Origin of the sequence: Mesorhizobium sp. M0898 (assembly GCF_040319695.1) — a bacterium.
In the GTDB taxonomy this organism is placed as follows: Bacteria; Pseudomonadota; Alphaproteobacteria; order Rhizobiales; family Rhizobiaceae; genus Mesorhizobium.
In genome coordinates, this window is the sequence record NZ_JAMYOE010000003.1 from 340,075 (window position 1) to 353,707 (window position 13,633).

Sequence of the window (13,633 nt, forward strand, 5' to 3'; positions counted from 1 at the left end):
AGCTCAGGCATCGCCCGGCACGTGCTCCGGTCCACGCATGCGCCTGTGCTCGATGTAGGCCCAGATATGCGGTCCAACCAGGCCGATGAAGGCCAGCGTCAGCAGCGTCAGCGACAGCGGATGCTTGTAGAACACCGTCCAATCGCCGTTCGAGATGGTCATCGCGCGGCGGAACTGCGTTTCCGCAAGCGGCCCGAGAATCATGCCGATGATGACCGGCGCGGTCGGGAAATCGAAACGCCGCATCAGGAAGCCGGCGGCACCGAGCAGATAGAGGATGACGAGGTCGATCGGCGATTGCGAGATACCGTAGGTGCCGACCGTGGCGAACACGAGGATGCCGGCATAGAGCTGCGGCGCCGGGATCTTCAGCAATCGCACCCAGAGCCCGATCAGCGGCAGGTTGAGGACGACGAGGATGACATTGGCGATGAACAGGCTGGCGATCAGCCCCCACACCAGGTCGGCCTGCGTCGTCAGCAGCAGCGGCCCCGGATTGATACCGTAGCTCTGGAACGCCGACAGCATGATCGCGGCCGTCGCCGAGGTCGGCAGGCCGAGCGTCAGCATCGGCACCAGCACGCCGGCCGCGGATGCATTGTTGGCGGCCTCCGGCCCGGCAACGCCCTCGATGGCGCCGACGGTGCCGAACTCCTCCTTGTGTCTGGAGAGTTTCTTCTCGATCGCATAGGAGAGGAAGGTCGGGATTTCGGCGCCGCCGGCCGGCATGGCACCGATCGGGAAGCCGATCAGGGCACCGCGCAGCCATGGCTTCCACGAGCGCGCCCATTCGGCCGCGGTCATGTAGAGCGAGCCCTTCAACGGCACGATATCGTCCTTGCCGGCATAGCGGCGCGAGGCCATGTAAAGCGTCTCGCCAACGGCGAACAGGCCAACGGCGACGACGATGACGTCGACGCCGTCCAACAATTCGCTCATGCCGAAGGTGAAGCGCGGCTGCCCCGTCTGCAGGTCGACGCCAATCATGCCGACGACGAAGCCGACGAACAGACTGGTCAGGCCGCGCACCGAAGACGAGCCGAGCACCGCCGAAACCGTGATGAAGGCCAGCACCATCAGCGAGAAATATTCGGCCGGGCCGAAGGCCAGCGCGAATTTGACGACGATCGGCGCCAGGAAGGCAACGCCGATCGTGCCCAGCGTGCCGGCGACGAAGGAGCCGATCGCCGAGGTCGCCAGGGCCGCACCGCCACGGCCGGAGCGGGCCATCCGGTTGCCTTCCAGCGCGGTGACGATGGTGGCGCTTTCGCCAGGCGTGTTGAGCAGGATCGATGTCGTCGAGCCGCCATACATGGCGCCGTAGTAGATGCCGGCAAACAGGATGAAGGATGCCTCCGGCGCCACCTGATAGGTGATCGGCAACAGCAGCGCGATGGTCAGTGCCGGCCCGAGGCCGGGCAGCACGCCGATGGCAGTCCCCAGCGTGGTGCCGACCAGGCACCATATGAGATTGATCGGCGAGAAGGCGACCGAAAATCCGTGCGCGAGATGGCCAAGCGTTTCCATGGCGTCAGCCCCTCAGCATGGCAACGATCGAATCGACGGTCGCATTCAGCTGGTTTTCGATGAAGCCGGCACCGATATTGACGCCAAGCGCCCTGGCAAAGCCGAAATAGGCGGCCAGCGCCAGGATCAGCCCGAGCAGCACGTCACGCAGCGGACGCCGGCTGCCGAAACCGTGGCAGATGAGAACGAACATGATGACAGATGCCGCGGTAAAGCCGAGCGGCTGGATCAGCACCAGATTGGCGATCAGTCCGAGGGCGACGATGCCCATCGCCTTCCAGTCGGTCGGCGTCTCCTTTTCGTCCTCCGGCTGCCATCCGCCCCGCAAGGCGGCAATGATGAGCAGCAGCGACAGGATCATCATCCCGGTCATGGTGATGTAGGGAAAGACGGTCGGACCGACCTTGGAATAGAGCGGCGAGACCGGGATTGCCAGCGTCTGCCAGGCAACCGCACCCGCACAGGCGAGGAGCCCAACGCCGATCAGCAGTTCGGGCACTGCAAGGCGCGGCGGCGCCTGCTGGTCGCTGGTGCTCATCATCGTCCTCCCAATGCCAGCCCCGAGGGCCGGTTCTCCCTGGACCGGTCTCACTCGGCCGATCTCGGCCTAGTTTCACCTCCGGCGCCGCGTATGTCCATGCGGCTGGCGAAAATCGGCAAGGGTTGGGCGCAGGCCGCCCCTTGCCGAGAGCATCACGCCAGGCCGAGGTCCTTGAGGATCGTCCCGATGCGGGCCGTGTCTTCGGCGACGAATTTCGCATAATCGTCACCGGTGAGCAGGATCTGCGTCCAGTTACGGTTCTTGCATTCGGTGGCCCAGGCGTCGCTCTTGGCCATGGTCTCGATCAGCTTGATCATTGCTGCCTTGTCGGCGTCCGAGACGCCGGGCGGTGCGAAGACGCCGCGCCAGTTGAACAGCTCGACATCGATGCCGGCTTCCTTCATCGTCGGCGCATCAATTCCCTCCTGGCGTTTATCCGCGGAGATGGCCAGCAGCCGCAGCGCACCCGCCTTGACCTGTTCGGCGAACTCGCCATAGCCGGAGATGCCGGCCGCGACCTGGTTGCCGAGCAGCGCCGACAGCGCCTCGCCGCCGCCGGCAAACGGCACATAGGAGAGATTGGTGGCCGGAACACCGACGGTCTTGGCGATGAGGCCGAACAAGATGTGGTCCGAGCCGCCAGCCGAACCGCCGGCGACCGGAACCTGCGTCGGGTCGGCTTTGAGGGCGGCAACAAAGTCGGCCGCAGTCTTGAATGGCGAGGCGGCCGGCACCACAAGCGCCTCGAACTCGCCAGTAAGGCGGGCGATTGGCGTGACTTCGGTAAGGTTGTTAGCCGCCTTGTTGGCGATGATCGCGCCGACCATGACCATGCCAGCCACCATCAGCGCATTGCCCTTGCCCTTCCACTGGTTGACGAATTGCGGCAGGCCGACAGTACCGCCGGCGCCGCCGACATTGGTGATCTGCGAGCCGGAGATCAGTTTTTCGCTGCGCAGCACCTGGTCCATGGCGCGCGCCGTCTGGTCCCAGCCGCCGCCCGGCGCCGCTGGCACGAAAATCTGCAGCTGCGGCGCGTCCTGCGCGAAGGCGGGAATAAAATGCGATGCCGCGAGTCCGGCAGCACCTGCTGCCGCGGTGCTCATCAAGAATCGGCGTCTGTTCAGCATGGGATTCCTCCAAATCGCGACACCTCCTCCGGTGCCTGCCAGAAACGTGGCCTGACTTCAGACCCGCTCGATAAAATTCATGCAGAGTTTGCGTCTTCCTGTCAAAGACAGAACACGCCGCATGCGGCACAATCGGCCTGCACGATTTTCAGGCTGGCGAACCGGACGCCCGAAGACGACGTGGCAGGCAGTGCCAAACAACATCCGTCAGGGTTGCCGCTCCAGCAGGATGGTCGGCTTGCCTTGGTAGACGGTTCGCAGCACTTCGCCATAACCACATTTTGCCGCGACGTTCAGCGATCCGGTGTTTTCCGGATCGATGATGCAGACGGTCTTCGCGGCGCCGAACGTCTCGTCGCCCCAGGCAAGCACCCGTGCGACGACTTCGCTGGCCAACCCGTGGCCATGCGCGCCCAAAACCAGAGCCCAGCCGGCCTCCGGAATGCCCTCGATCGACGGCGTCATGTCGCGTTTCAGATCGTGAAAGCCGGCCTCGCCGATGAAGCGGCCAGTCGCTTTTTCCTCGATCGCCCAGAAGCCGTAGCCCAGAAGCGACCACAGGCCGGCGTGGCGCAGGAAGCGCATCCAGCTTTCCTCCCGCGTGCGCGGCTTGCCGCCGATAAAGCGGGTGACGGCGGGATCGGCCCACATCGCGACATAGGCGTCGAAATCGTCAAGCCGGTGCGGCCGCAGGACCGTGCGCGAGGTCTCAATTACTGGGGCGACAATTGTATGCGGACTGGCCATGGTCATGTCTCGGTTGTTGCCCGTGCAGGTCTTCCAAAAGTGGGGACAGCGACACGCCCGAGACGGGAAATCCAAATCCGTTGCGAAAAACAAGAGCCAAGGCTGTGTAGATCATCTTCCAGGCTGATGTGAATCCTGCCAGGCGGTGTTAGTTTTTCTCCAGTACTGGTTCAGGCGCGTTGGGTTCCGGCGCTGCCGTCCGACAGAGGGAAAACAGCATGGACACGACCGACCTTGTGCTTGCCATCTTCCATCATCTGCTGGTGTTTTCGCTGGCAGGCATCATCGGCGCCGAGTTCGTCCTGATCCGCAGCGACTTGTCCGCCGCGACGCTGAAGCGGCTTGTCGGCATCGATCGCCACTACGGCATCATCGCCATGCTGATCATCGTCGCCGGCATCGGCCGCGTCATCTATGGTCTCAAGGGCTGGGAATTCTACGTCTACAACTGGATGTTCTGGGCAAAGATGGCCGCCTTCGCAATTGTCGGCCTGTTGTCGATTATCCCGACCGTCCGATTCCTGTCCTGGAACAGGCAGGCGAGCGCCAGTCCCGGCTTCCAGGTGCCTGCGGCGGAGCTAGCGTCCGTTCGCAGCTATGTCCGCACCGAGGCCTTCATCTTCCTCTTGATCCCGGTGTTCGCGGCGGCGATGGCGCGCGGCTACGGTTATTAAGATAGGTCGGAGGAAGGGCATCGCGCGGCCCAACCTTTCCACTCATTTGCGCGGACAAACGTGCAGTTTGCCGTTCGAGGCTGATTGTCATTTGTCGGGTTGCGCTAGTTATTGCTCCATCTACATTCGGTTTTGAGAGGAACTCCGCGCAGCGGTTGGTAATTCGTATCCTGGGAGGAATCACGATGAGAAAATTCGTCGCCGCGCTGGCTGCCGTTGCGGCCGCCATGCTTTACCCACCGGCCGCTGGCGCGCAGACCTACCCCGAACGCACGATCAGCATTGTCGTGCCGTTTTCGGCCGGCGGCCCGACTGACACCGTCACGCGTCTTGTCGCGGAAGCCATGTCGAAGGACCTCGGCCAGCAGGTCATCGTCGAGAATGTCGGCGGCGCCGGCGGCACACTGGGCGCGGGCCGCGTCGCAAATGCCGAGCCTGACGGCTACACGCTGCTCCTCCATCACATCGGCATGGCGACAAGTGCTACGCTCTACAGAAAGCTCGCCTACGACACGCTGAACGCATTCGAATATGTCGGCCTCGTCACCGAGGTGCCGATGACCATCGTCGGCCGCAAGGACCTCGAGCCGACCGATCTGAAGGGGCTGGTCGACTACGCCAAGGCTAACAAGGACAGCATCACCGTTGCCAATGCCGGGATCGGTGCCGCCTCGCATCTGTGCGGCATGCTGTTTATGAGCGCCATCGGCACGCCGCTGGTCACCGTACCATATAAGGGCACCGGCCCGGCCATGACCGATCTTCTCGGCGGCCAGGTCGACATCATGTGCGACCAGACGACCAATACCACCAAGCAGATCCAGGGCGGCACGATCAAGGCTTATGCCGTAACCTCGCCGCAACGGCTAGACGTGCTGCCGGACGTGCCGACGACGATAGAGGCCGGTCTTCCCCAGGTGCAGGTCGGCATCTGGCACGGCATCTATGCACCCAAGGGCACGCCGGCCGAGATCACCGAACGCCTGTCGAAATCTCTGCAGGTGGCGCTGAAGGACCAGAACGTCGTCGCCCGATTTGCCGAACTCGGCACCAAGCCGTCGCCCGAGGCCGATGCCACGCCGGCCGCGCTCAAGGCCAAGCTGGAAAGTGAGATTGCGCGCTGGAAGCCGATCATCGAAGCGGCCGGCCAGTACGCCGACTAAAGGTTTTTAACGGGGCGCCGCCGGCGCCCCGTTTTTACACCGGCATCGGCACGCCCGTGAGGCGGGCCGGGAGGACGTCATGAAACCTTTCGCAATCGACAGAGCCAACGGCATATGCGCCGCGCTGTTGATCTTTATTGGCGTCTTTTTCGCGCTGCAGTCGCTGGGCCTCGAAATCGGCACCGCCTTTCGCATGGGGCCGGGCTATTTCCCCCTGGTTCTGGCGATCGTGCTCATTCTGCTCGGCGCCGTCATCCTAGTCGAGGCAGTGCGCTTCGAGAGCGAGCCGATCGGTTACATTGCGTGGCGCGGCATGCTGTTCATCCTGCCTGCTCCGATCTTCTTCGGCCTGACGGTGCGCGGCCTCGGCTTCATCCCATCGATCTTCCTGGCGGCGCTGATCGCATCGTTTGCCAGCGGCCGCATGAAGCCGCTGACCGCGCTCGTGCTGTCGGCCGGCCTGACGCTGTTCGCGTTCGCCATCTTCAGCTACGCACTCGGCCTGCCGTTCCGGCGTTTCGGCCCGTGGTTGCCACTGTCGTTGTGAGGAGATGAAATGGAACTCCTCAACAATCTCGCACTCGGCTTTTCGACGGCCACATCTTTGGCAAACCTCGGTTTCTGCCTGATCGGTGTCCTTCTCGGCACGCTGATTGGTGTCCTGCCCGGTATCGGCGCCACCGCAACCATTGCCATGCTGTTGCCGATCACCTTCCAGATCGGCGATCCGGTTTCCTCCCTGATCATGCTCGCCGGCATCTATTACGGCGCGCAGTATGGCGGCTCGACTACCGCTATTCTCATCAACATGCCCGGCGAATCCTCGTCGGCCGTCACCGCCATCGACGGCTACCAGATGGCCAGGAAAGGCCGCGCCGGGGCGGCACTGGCGACCGCGGCGATAGGCTCGTTCTTTGCCGGCACGGTGTCGACCTTCCTCGTCGCCATCTTTGCCCCGCCGCTGACGGCGATAGCGTTGAAATTCGGTGCTGCCGAGTATTTTTCGCTGATGATTGTCGGTCTGGTCTCGTCCGTCGCGCTCGCCCACGGCTCGATCGTCAAGGCGCTGGCCATGGTCGTGCTCGGCCTGCTGCTCGGCCTTGTCGGCACCGATATCTACACCGGTACACCCCGTTTCACGCTCGGCATCCGCGAATATGCCGACGGGCTGAATTTCGTCGCAGTGGCGGTCGGTGTCTTCGGCGTCGCCGAGATACTGCGCAACCCCGAAAACGAGCATGAGCGTTCCGTGCTGATCCGAAAGATCTCCGGCCTTATGCCGACCCGCGAAGATTTTCGGCGCATGGCGGCTCCCATCGTGCGCGGAACGATCATCGGTTCGGCGCTCGGCATCCTGCCGGGAGGCGGCGCGATCCTTGCCGCCTTTGCCTCCTACACCGTCGAAAAACGTGTCTCGAAAAATCCCGGGGAATTCGGCAAGGGCGCCATCGAAGGCGTCGCCGGACCGGAATCGGCCAACAATGCCGGCGCCCAAACCTCCTTCATCCCGATGCTGACGCTCGGCATTCCGGCCAACCCGGTAATGGCGCTGATGATCGGCGCTATGATCATCCAGGGCATCGTGCCCGGCCCCAATGTCGCCATCGAACAGCCTGCGCTGTTTTGGGGTATCATCACCTCGATGTGGATCGGCAATCTGATGCTGATCATCTTGAACCTGCCGCTGATCGGGCTTTGGGTGAAACTTCTTACCATCCCCTACTACGTGCTCTTCCCGATCATCATGGCGTTCTGCTCGATCGGCGTTTACAGCGTCAACACCAACGTCTACGACCTCTATGCCGTCGCCTTCTTCGGCTTGCTTGGCTACCTCCTGACCAAGCTGCGCTGCGAACCTGCGCCGCTGCTGCTCGGCTTCGTGCTCGGCCCGCTGCTCGAGGAAAACCTGCGCCGCGCCATGATCCTCTCGCGCGGCGATCCGAGCACCTTCGTGACGCGGCCGATCAGCGCCAGCCTGCTCCTCATCGCGCTTGCCGTGCTCGTCATCGTGTTTCTCCCCGCGGTCAAGAAGAAGCGCGAGGAGGTGTTTGTCGAAGAGAGTTCCTGAACGTGGACGGCGCCACATGCGAGGAACTTCACAGTCGCTTGCCGGGCACTGACTCAGTAGCCGCTTCTCCTGGCCCGAGCGGCGCGATCTCCACCAGCGGTGCAGGCACGCTGGTCGTCTTTTCCTTGGCCTTGCAGATATCGGCGATGACGCAGGCCGGGCAATCCGGCTTGCGCGCCTTGCAGACATAGCGGCCGTGCAGGATCAGCCAATGATGCGCGTGCCGCATATATTCATCCGGAATGATCTTCAGGAAACCTTGCTCGACCTGTTCCGGCGTCTTGCCCGGCGCCAGGCCGAGCCTGTTACCGATGCGGAAGATGTGCGTGTCGACCGCCATCGTATGCTGGCCGAATGCCACATTGAGCACGACGTTGGCGGTCTTGCGGCCGACACCCGGCAGCTCGACCAGTTGATCGCGATCCTCAGGCACCTCGCCGCCATGGTCGCGGATCAGCGCCTCCGACAGCGCGATGACGTTCTTGGCCTTGTTGCGCCATAGCCCGATGGTGCGGATATGGTCGCCGAGCTTGGCCTCGCCCAGCGCCAGCATCTTTTGCGGCGTGTCGGCAATTTTGAACAGCGCCCGCGTCGCCTTGTTGACGCCGGCGTCCGTCGCCTGAGCCGAAAGCACCACCGCCACCAACAGCGTGAAGGCGTTGATATGTTCGAGCTCGCCCCTCGGTTCCGGCCGCTGAACGGAAAAGCGCCGGAAAATCTCATGCACCTCGGCCGCGCTGTAAAGCGCCCGCGATCTTGCGGGCCGCGGACGCCGCTTGGCGTTCGAGCCGTCGCGGCGGCCGGGCAACAGGTCTTTTTTTAGCGCAGAAGAGTTTTTGGGCTTGGGGCTTGTCATTGCCTTCCTATAATATTCCCCAATGAGCGACACAAACGCCTCATTTCAGGCCGACGAGCCATTTTTCCAGGCGCTGCTGACACCGCACCGGTCGCTGGGCAAGACCGGCTTTGCCATACTGATGGGCGCCCTGCTGTTCGGCTGGCTGGTGACCGGAGCTTTTTTTCTGTCGCGCGGCGCCTGGCCGGTGTTCGGCTTCTTCGGCCTCGACGTGATCGCCGTCTACATCGCCTTCCGCGCCAATTATCGTGCCGCCCGGGCTCGCGAGGAGGTATCGGTGTCGCGCACCAGCCTCGACATCCGCAAGACTGCCCCGTCAGGCAAATCGGAAGCACACCGCTTCAATCCGTTCTGGGCGCGCTTTTCGATCGCCCGCCACGCCGAGATCGGCATCACCAGAATGGCGGTCGAGGCGCAAGGAAAAACCGTCTCGATCGGCGGCTTTCTCAACCCCGCCGACCGCGAGAGTTTTGCCACCGCATTTTCGCGCGCTCTGGCAGCCGCTAAGGCGCGCTGAGCCAGCGTTTCAGAACCGATAGCGCAACAGCCTGCCGATCTTGCGCAATGCTGGAATGTATTTCCAAAGGCGAACAAACAGTTTCGCGAACCAGCGCATGCGAGCGGCATGTTCCGGCTTATAGGCAGGGATGTCCTCGACGAACCGCAGCTTCGGAACGGCTCGCTCCAACTCATGCGGGTTCTCGATGCTCCAATGGACCTCGGCACCGGTGGCGCGGAAGGAGGAATTGAGGCGAATGATCTTCAGGCCCAGGCGACTATAGGCATCGAAAACCAGTTCGCCGCTCGAAAGATGTCCCACCAAACGAGAAAACAGTTGCTGCCCCTCTTCGGCGCCCAGGTAGGGAGTCAGGCCTTCCGCCACGACTATGGCCGGGCGATCCCGAGGTACTTCGTTCAGCCATCCCGGTTCGGTGACCGACGAAGCGATCAGGTGGTAGTGATCCCGCACGGGATAGAGCTTGCGCCTGAGGTCGATGACTTCGGGATAGTCGACGTCGAACCAGTCCACGCCGGCTGGCGGATCGATACGGAATACGCGCGTATCGAGCCCACACCCGAGATGCAGTACGATGGCGTCAGGATTTCGGGCGAGAAAGTCCTGAACGCAGACGTCCAGCGTCTTTGCCCTGATTGCTAGACCGACGCCGAGATTGTTGTCGACCTTGAGCCGTGAGAAATCATAGTCGATGTTGCGCACCGCCTCGTCGGCAAAGTAGTCCCTGAGCAGCGAATTGGGCAGCCGGCTCTCCAGCGCCTTGCCGTAAAGTGTCAAAAGCAAAGTCTCCTTTGCCCCGGTCAGGTTTACTTTTTCACCAGCCACGACCGTCCTCCCCATTCAAAGCCCAGCTCTATCTGGGTACATGCCGCGGGAAAGCAAGTTTCGGGTGGTGATCGGCGCCGCGAAGGACGATATTCGCACTCAAGGAGATACTGCCATGAACGCCCAAATGCCTCTCAAAACGACAGCAATCCTTCAGAAAGACATCACGCCTGAAGGTGGAGACTACGAAATCGTCCGTCGTGCCATCGAAAAGATCAGCCTCGACTATCGCGACCAGCCTTCGTTGGAAGTGCTGGCCGAGGAGGTCGGCGAGACGCCGACCGGGCTGCAGAAGCTGTTCACCCGCTGGGCCGGCCTGTCGCCCAAGGCTTTTCTGCAGGCCGTCACCCTCGATCATGCGCGCAAGCTGCTCGATGCCGGCATGCCGCTGCTTGAAACCTCGTTCGAACTCGGCATGTCCGGCCCAGGCCGGCTGCATGATCTGTTCGTCACCCACGAAGCGATGTCGCCGGGGGATTACAAGACCCGCGGCGCAGGGCTCACCATCCGCTACGGCTATCATATCTCGCCTTTCGGCATCGCGCTGATCATGGTGACTGACCGCGGCCTCGCCGGCCTCGCCTTCAACGACCCCGGCGGCGAGCGTGCGGCCTTTGCCGACATGTCCAGCCGCTGGCCGAATGCGACCTATGTCGAGGACATGGCGGCGACGGCACCCTATGCCGCGCGCATCTTCGATCCGTCGCTGTGGCGCGCCGACCAGCCGCTGCGCGTTGTCATGATCGGCACAGACTTCCAGGTCCGTGTCTGGGAGGCCTTGCTGCGCATTCCGATGGGCCAGGCCTGCACCTATTCCTCGATCGCGGCGCGCATCGGCGCACCGAGTGCCAGCCGGGCTGTCGGTGCCGCGGTCGGTGCCAATCCGATGTCCTTCGTCGTGCCGTGCCACCGGGCTCTCGGCAAGTCCGGCGCACTCACCGGCTACCATTGGGGTCTGACCCGCAAACGCGCCATCCTCGGCTGGGAGGCGGGACAGGTCTCTTCTTGAATAGCCAACGAATGGAACGATTGGAGCGATGCAAGGACCGCTAGGGTGACAAGCAGCGATCTTACGGAGTAGCTTCCCGCGCAATTAGAGTGGTATGCGCTAGCGGGAGGCACTTCTTGATCGTCGTCATCGGCTCCATCAATCTCGATCTCATCGCCAGTGTCGACCGCTTGCCCGGTCCCGGCGAGACCGTGCGCGGCTCCGGTTTCGCTACTGCCCCCGGCGGCAAGGGCGCCAACCAGGCGCTGGCCGCCGCCCGCGCCGGCGCCAAGGTGCGCATGGTCGGCGCGGTCGGCAAGGACAGCTTCGCCAGCGACGCTCTGGCGCTGCTGCGCGACGGCAAGATCGACCTGTCCGGCGTCGGCGAGACCTTTGCCTCGACCGGTACCGCGTTGATCATGGTCGGCGCCGACGGCGAGAACGTGATCGCCGTTGTGCCGGGCGCCAATGATTCGGTCGTGCCGGGTGACCTTTCCAAGGCTTTCGTAAAAAACGACGACGTCGTGCTGCTGCAACTGGAGATCCCGCTGCAGACCGTCGAGGCAGCACTCGACGCGGCAAGGACAGCCGCCGCGATCACCGTGCTCAACACCGCCCCTTTCCATGGCGACGCGGCCGGCTTCCTCGGCAAGGCCGACTATGTCGTCGCCAACGAAACCGAGTTCGACCTCTATGGCGAGGCGCTGTCGTTGAATGGCCGCGACCGCCCGGCACGGATGCGCGACTATGCCGCGAGAACCGGCCGCACCATCGTCGTCACGCTTGGCGCGGACGGCGTTCTGGCGGCAACGCCGGACGATCTCCTGATGGTTCCGGCGCTGAAGATCAGTCCGCTCGATACGGTCGGCGCCGGCGACACGTTCTGCGGCTATTTTGCAGCCGGGCTGGCAGCCGGCCTGCCGCTCGACCAGGCGCTTGCCCGCGCTGCCGCAGCCGGTTCGCTGGCCTGCCTGAAAGCCGGTGCACAGCCGGCCATCCCGCTGGCCAGGGACGTCGATGCCGCTCTGCAGAAATCTACAGGCTGAAGCCGGATGACAGCCATGCGCCCGACGACCAAGCATGCGGTGCCGCCCGCCGGCGACATCTGCCGCCTGTCTGCCGTGGCGCTTGCCGGGAAGATCCGGCGCCGGCAGCTTTCGGTGCGCGAAGTGGTCGCGGCATTCCTCGACAGGATCGAGGCGGTGAACCCGCTGGTCAACGCTATCGTTTCATTGCGTGAGCGTGCCGACATCCTGCGCGAGGCCGACAGCGCTGACGCTCATCTGGCGCGAGGTGGAGATACCGGATCGCTGTTCGGCCTGCCGATCGCGATCAAGGATCTTGCGCTGACAAAAGGCCTGAGAACCACCTTCGGCTCGCCGATCTTCGCCGATTTTGTGCCTGAGGAAGACGACTTCTTCGTCGAGCGCGTCCGCAAGGCCGGCGCGATCATCATCGGCAAGACCAACGTTCCCGAATTCGGGCTCGGCTCCAACACCTACAACACCGTGTTCGGACAGACGCTCAACGCATTTGACCCGGCGCTGACCGCCGGCGGCTCGAGCGGCGGTGCGGCGGTCGCGCTGGCGCTCGACATGGTTCCCGTTGCCGATGGCAGCGATTTTGGCGGTTCCCTGCGCAATCCCGCTGCCTACAACAATGTCTATGGCTTCCGTCCATCGCAGGGATTGGTGCCGGCCGGCCCTGACCTTGATGTGTTTCTTGCGCAAATGGGCGTCGAAGGGCCGATGGGGCGTAAGGTGCGGGACATGGCGCTGCTGCTCGACGTGCAGGCCGGCTACCATCCTCGCGCGCCGCTGTCGCATGATAAGCCAGGCTCGTTTCTCCAAGGGGTGGAAACGCCGGCGGCCGGCGGGCGTATCGCCTGGCTCGGCGATCTCGAAGGTCATCTGCCGGTTGAAGCAGGCATTCTACAGCTTTGCGAGGCAGCACTCGGCCGGTTCGCGGGTGTATCCTTCGAGGCCGAGCCGCTGATGCCGGAATGCGACTTCGAAGCGCTGTGGCAGGCATTTGTAACGCTTCGGCAGGCGAGCAGCGGTTGTGCGCTCAAGGCGCATTACGACGATCCCTCGAAACGCAGCCTGCTGAAGCCGGAGGCCGTGTGGGAGGTGGAACATGCACTGCGCCTCACCGCGCCGCAGATCCATGCCGCCACGGTGAGGCGCTCGTCCTGGCACCGAATACTGCTATCGCTCTTCGAGCGTTTCGACCTGATTGCGCTGCCAGCCGCACAGGTCTTTCCCTTCGATGTCGTCACCCACTGGCCAAGGGAAGTGGCCGGGCGTGCCATGGACAGCTATCACCGCTGGATGCAGGTCTCAGCGCTCGCCACGCTGGGCGGCTGCCCGGCGGTCAACGTACCGGCGGGCTTCGACGCCAGGGGCAGGCCAATGGGCATGCAATTGATCGGGCGGCCGCGCGGTGACCTCTCCGTGCTGAGGGCGGCTGCCGCCTATGAGACAACGCTGCCATGGCAGGCCGGCGCCTGCTGAAATCAACTCCGCATTGTCGGCGCCTCGCCGGCTTGCACGCAACTCATCGCCATGCATTGATCGCGACAGCGCGCCGCACGAGCG

The 13,633-nt window shown here is 63.4% G+C and carries 14 protein-coding genes; 8 read left to right on the forward strand and 6 right to left on the reverse strand.

Annotated elements, in window-relative coordinates:
• Positions 1-3: 3 nt before the first annotated feature.
• The 4 genes from NKH90_RS06885 to NKH90_RS06900 form a co-directional block, all read right to left on the reverse strand.
• Positions 4-1,527 carry a tripartite tricarboxylate transporter permease gene (locus tag NKH90_RS06885; RefSeq protein ID WP_352469448.1) on the reverse strand — a complete coding sequence of 508 codons (1,524 nt, stop codon included), beginning with the start codon at positions 1,525-1,527 and terminating at the stop codon, positions 4-6.
• A 4-nt stretch (positions 1,528-1,531) separates the two neighbouring features.
• On the reverse strand, positions 1,532-2,065 hold the full coding sequence (locus NKH90_RS06890) for a tripartite tricarboxylate transporter TctB family protein (RefSeq protein ID WP_352469447.1): 534 nt from the start codon (positions 2,063-2,065) through the stop codon (positions 1,532-1,534).
• Positions 2,066-2,220: 155 nt separating this feature from the next.
• Positions 2,221-3,198, reverse strand: a complete 978-nt coding sequence (locus NKH90_RS06895; protein WP_352453995.1) for a Bug family tripartite tricarboxylate transporter substrate binding protein — start codon at positions 3,196-3,198, stop codon at positions 2,221-2,223.
• A gap of 207 nt (positions 3,199-3,405) precedes the next feature.
• Positions 3,406-3,945 carry a GNAT family N-acetyltransferase gene (locus NKH90_RS06900; protein ID WP_352469446.1) on the reverse strand — a complete coding sequence of 180 codons (540 nt, stop codon included), beginning with the start codon at positions 3,943-3,945 and terminating at the stop codon, positions 3,406-3,408.
• A 218-nt stretch (positions 3,946-4,163) separates the two neighbouring features.
• Between NKH90_RS06900 and NKH90_RS06905 the strand changes: the two genes are divergently transcribed.
• From NKH90_RS06905 to NKH90_RS06920, 4 genes are all read left to right on the forward strand, one after another.
• Entirely contained in the window at positions 4,164-4,619 is a 456-nt protein-coding gene (locus NKH90_RS06905) for a DUF2214 family protein (protein ID WP_352469445.1), read from the forward strand.
• Positions 4,620-4,804: 185 nt separating this feature from the next.
• Positions 4,805-5,782, forward strand: a complete 978-nt coding sequence (locus NKH90_RS06910; protein WP_352469444.1) for a tripartite tricarboxylate transporter substrate-binding protein — start codon at positions 4,805-4,807, stop codon at positions 5,780-5,782.
• 79 nt (positions 5,783-5,861) lie between these two features.
• Complete coding sequence (locus NKH90_RS06915) at positions 5,862-6,329, forward strand: tripartite tricarboxylate transporter TctB family protein (RefSeq protein WP_352469443.1); 468 nt, start codon at positions 5,862-5,864, stop codon at positions 6,327-6,329.
• A 9-nt stretch (positions 6,330-6,338) separates the two neighbouring features.
• Positions 6,339-7,850 carry a tripartite tricarboxylate transporter permease gene (locus tag NKH90_RS06920; protein WP_352818289.1) on the forward strand — a complete coding sequence of 504 codons (1,512 nt, stop codon included), beginning with the start codon at positions 6,339-6,341 and terminating at the stop codon, positions 7,848-7,850.
• Positions 7,851-7,878: 28 nt separating this feature from the next.
• Here NKH90_RS06920 and nth read toward each other — a convergent pair whose 3' ends face one another.
• Complete coding sequence (nth, locus tag NKH90_RS06925) at positions 7,879-8,706, reverse strand: endonuclease III (RefSeq protein WP_352469441.1); 828 nt, start codon at positions 8,704-8,706, stop codon at positions 7,879-7,881.
• Between the two features lie 22 nt (positions 8,707-8,728).
• Between nth and NKH90_RS06930 the strand changes: the two genes are divergently transcribed.
• Positions 8,729-9,223, forward strand: a complete 495-nt coding sequence (locus NKH90_RS06930; protein WP_023675281.1) for a DUF2244 domain-containing protein — start codon at positions 8,729-8,731, stop codon at positions 9,221-9,223.
• 9 nt (positions 9,224-9,232) lie between these two features.
• On the opposite strand, the gene NKH90_RS06935 is transcribed toward NKH90_RS06930, so the two are convergent.
• Positions 9,233-10,048 (reverse strand): class I SAM-dependent methyltransferase, encoded by an 816-nt coding sequence (locus tag NKH90_RS06935; RefSeq protein ID WP_352469440.1) that lies wholly within the window; start codon positions 10,046-10,048, stop codon positions 9,233-9,235.
• A gap of 115 nt (positions 10,049-10,163) precedes the next feature.
• On the opposite strand from NKH90_RS06935, the gene NKH90_RS06940 reads away from it, so the two are divergent.
• From NKH90_RS06940 to NKH90_RS06950, 3 genes are all read left to right on the forward strand, one after another.
• Positions 10,164-11,057, forward strand: a complete 894-nt coding sequence (locus tag NKH90_RS06940; RefSeq protein WP_352453988.1) for a methylated-DNA--[protein]-cysteine S-methyltransferase — start codon at positions 10,164-10,166, stop codon at positions 11,055-11,057.
• Between the two features lie 116 nt (positions 11,058-11,173).
• Entirely contained in the window at positions 11,174-12,082 is a 909-nt protein-coding gene (locus tag NKH90_RS06945; protein WP_352818293.1) for a ribokinase, read from the forward strand.
• A gap of 6 nt (positions 12,083-12,088) precedes the next feature.
• Entirely contained in the window at positions 12,089-13,549 is a 1,461-nt protein-coding gene (locus NKH90_RS06950; protein WP_352469437.1) for an amidase, read from the forward strand.
• Positions 13,550-13,633: the final 84 nt, after the last annotated feature.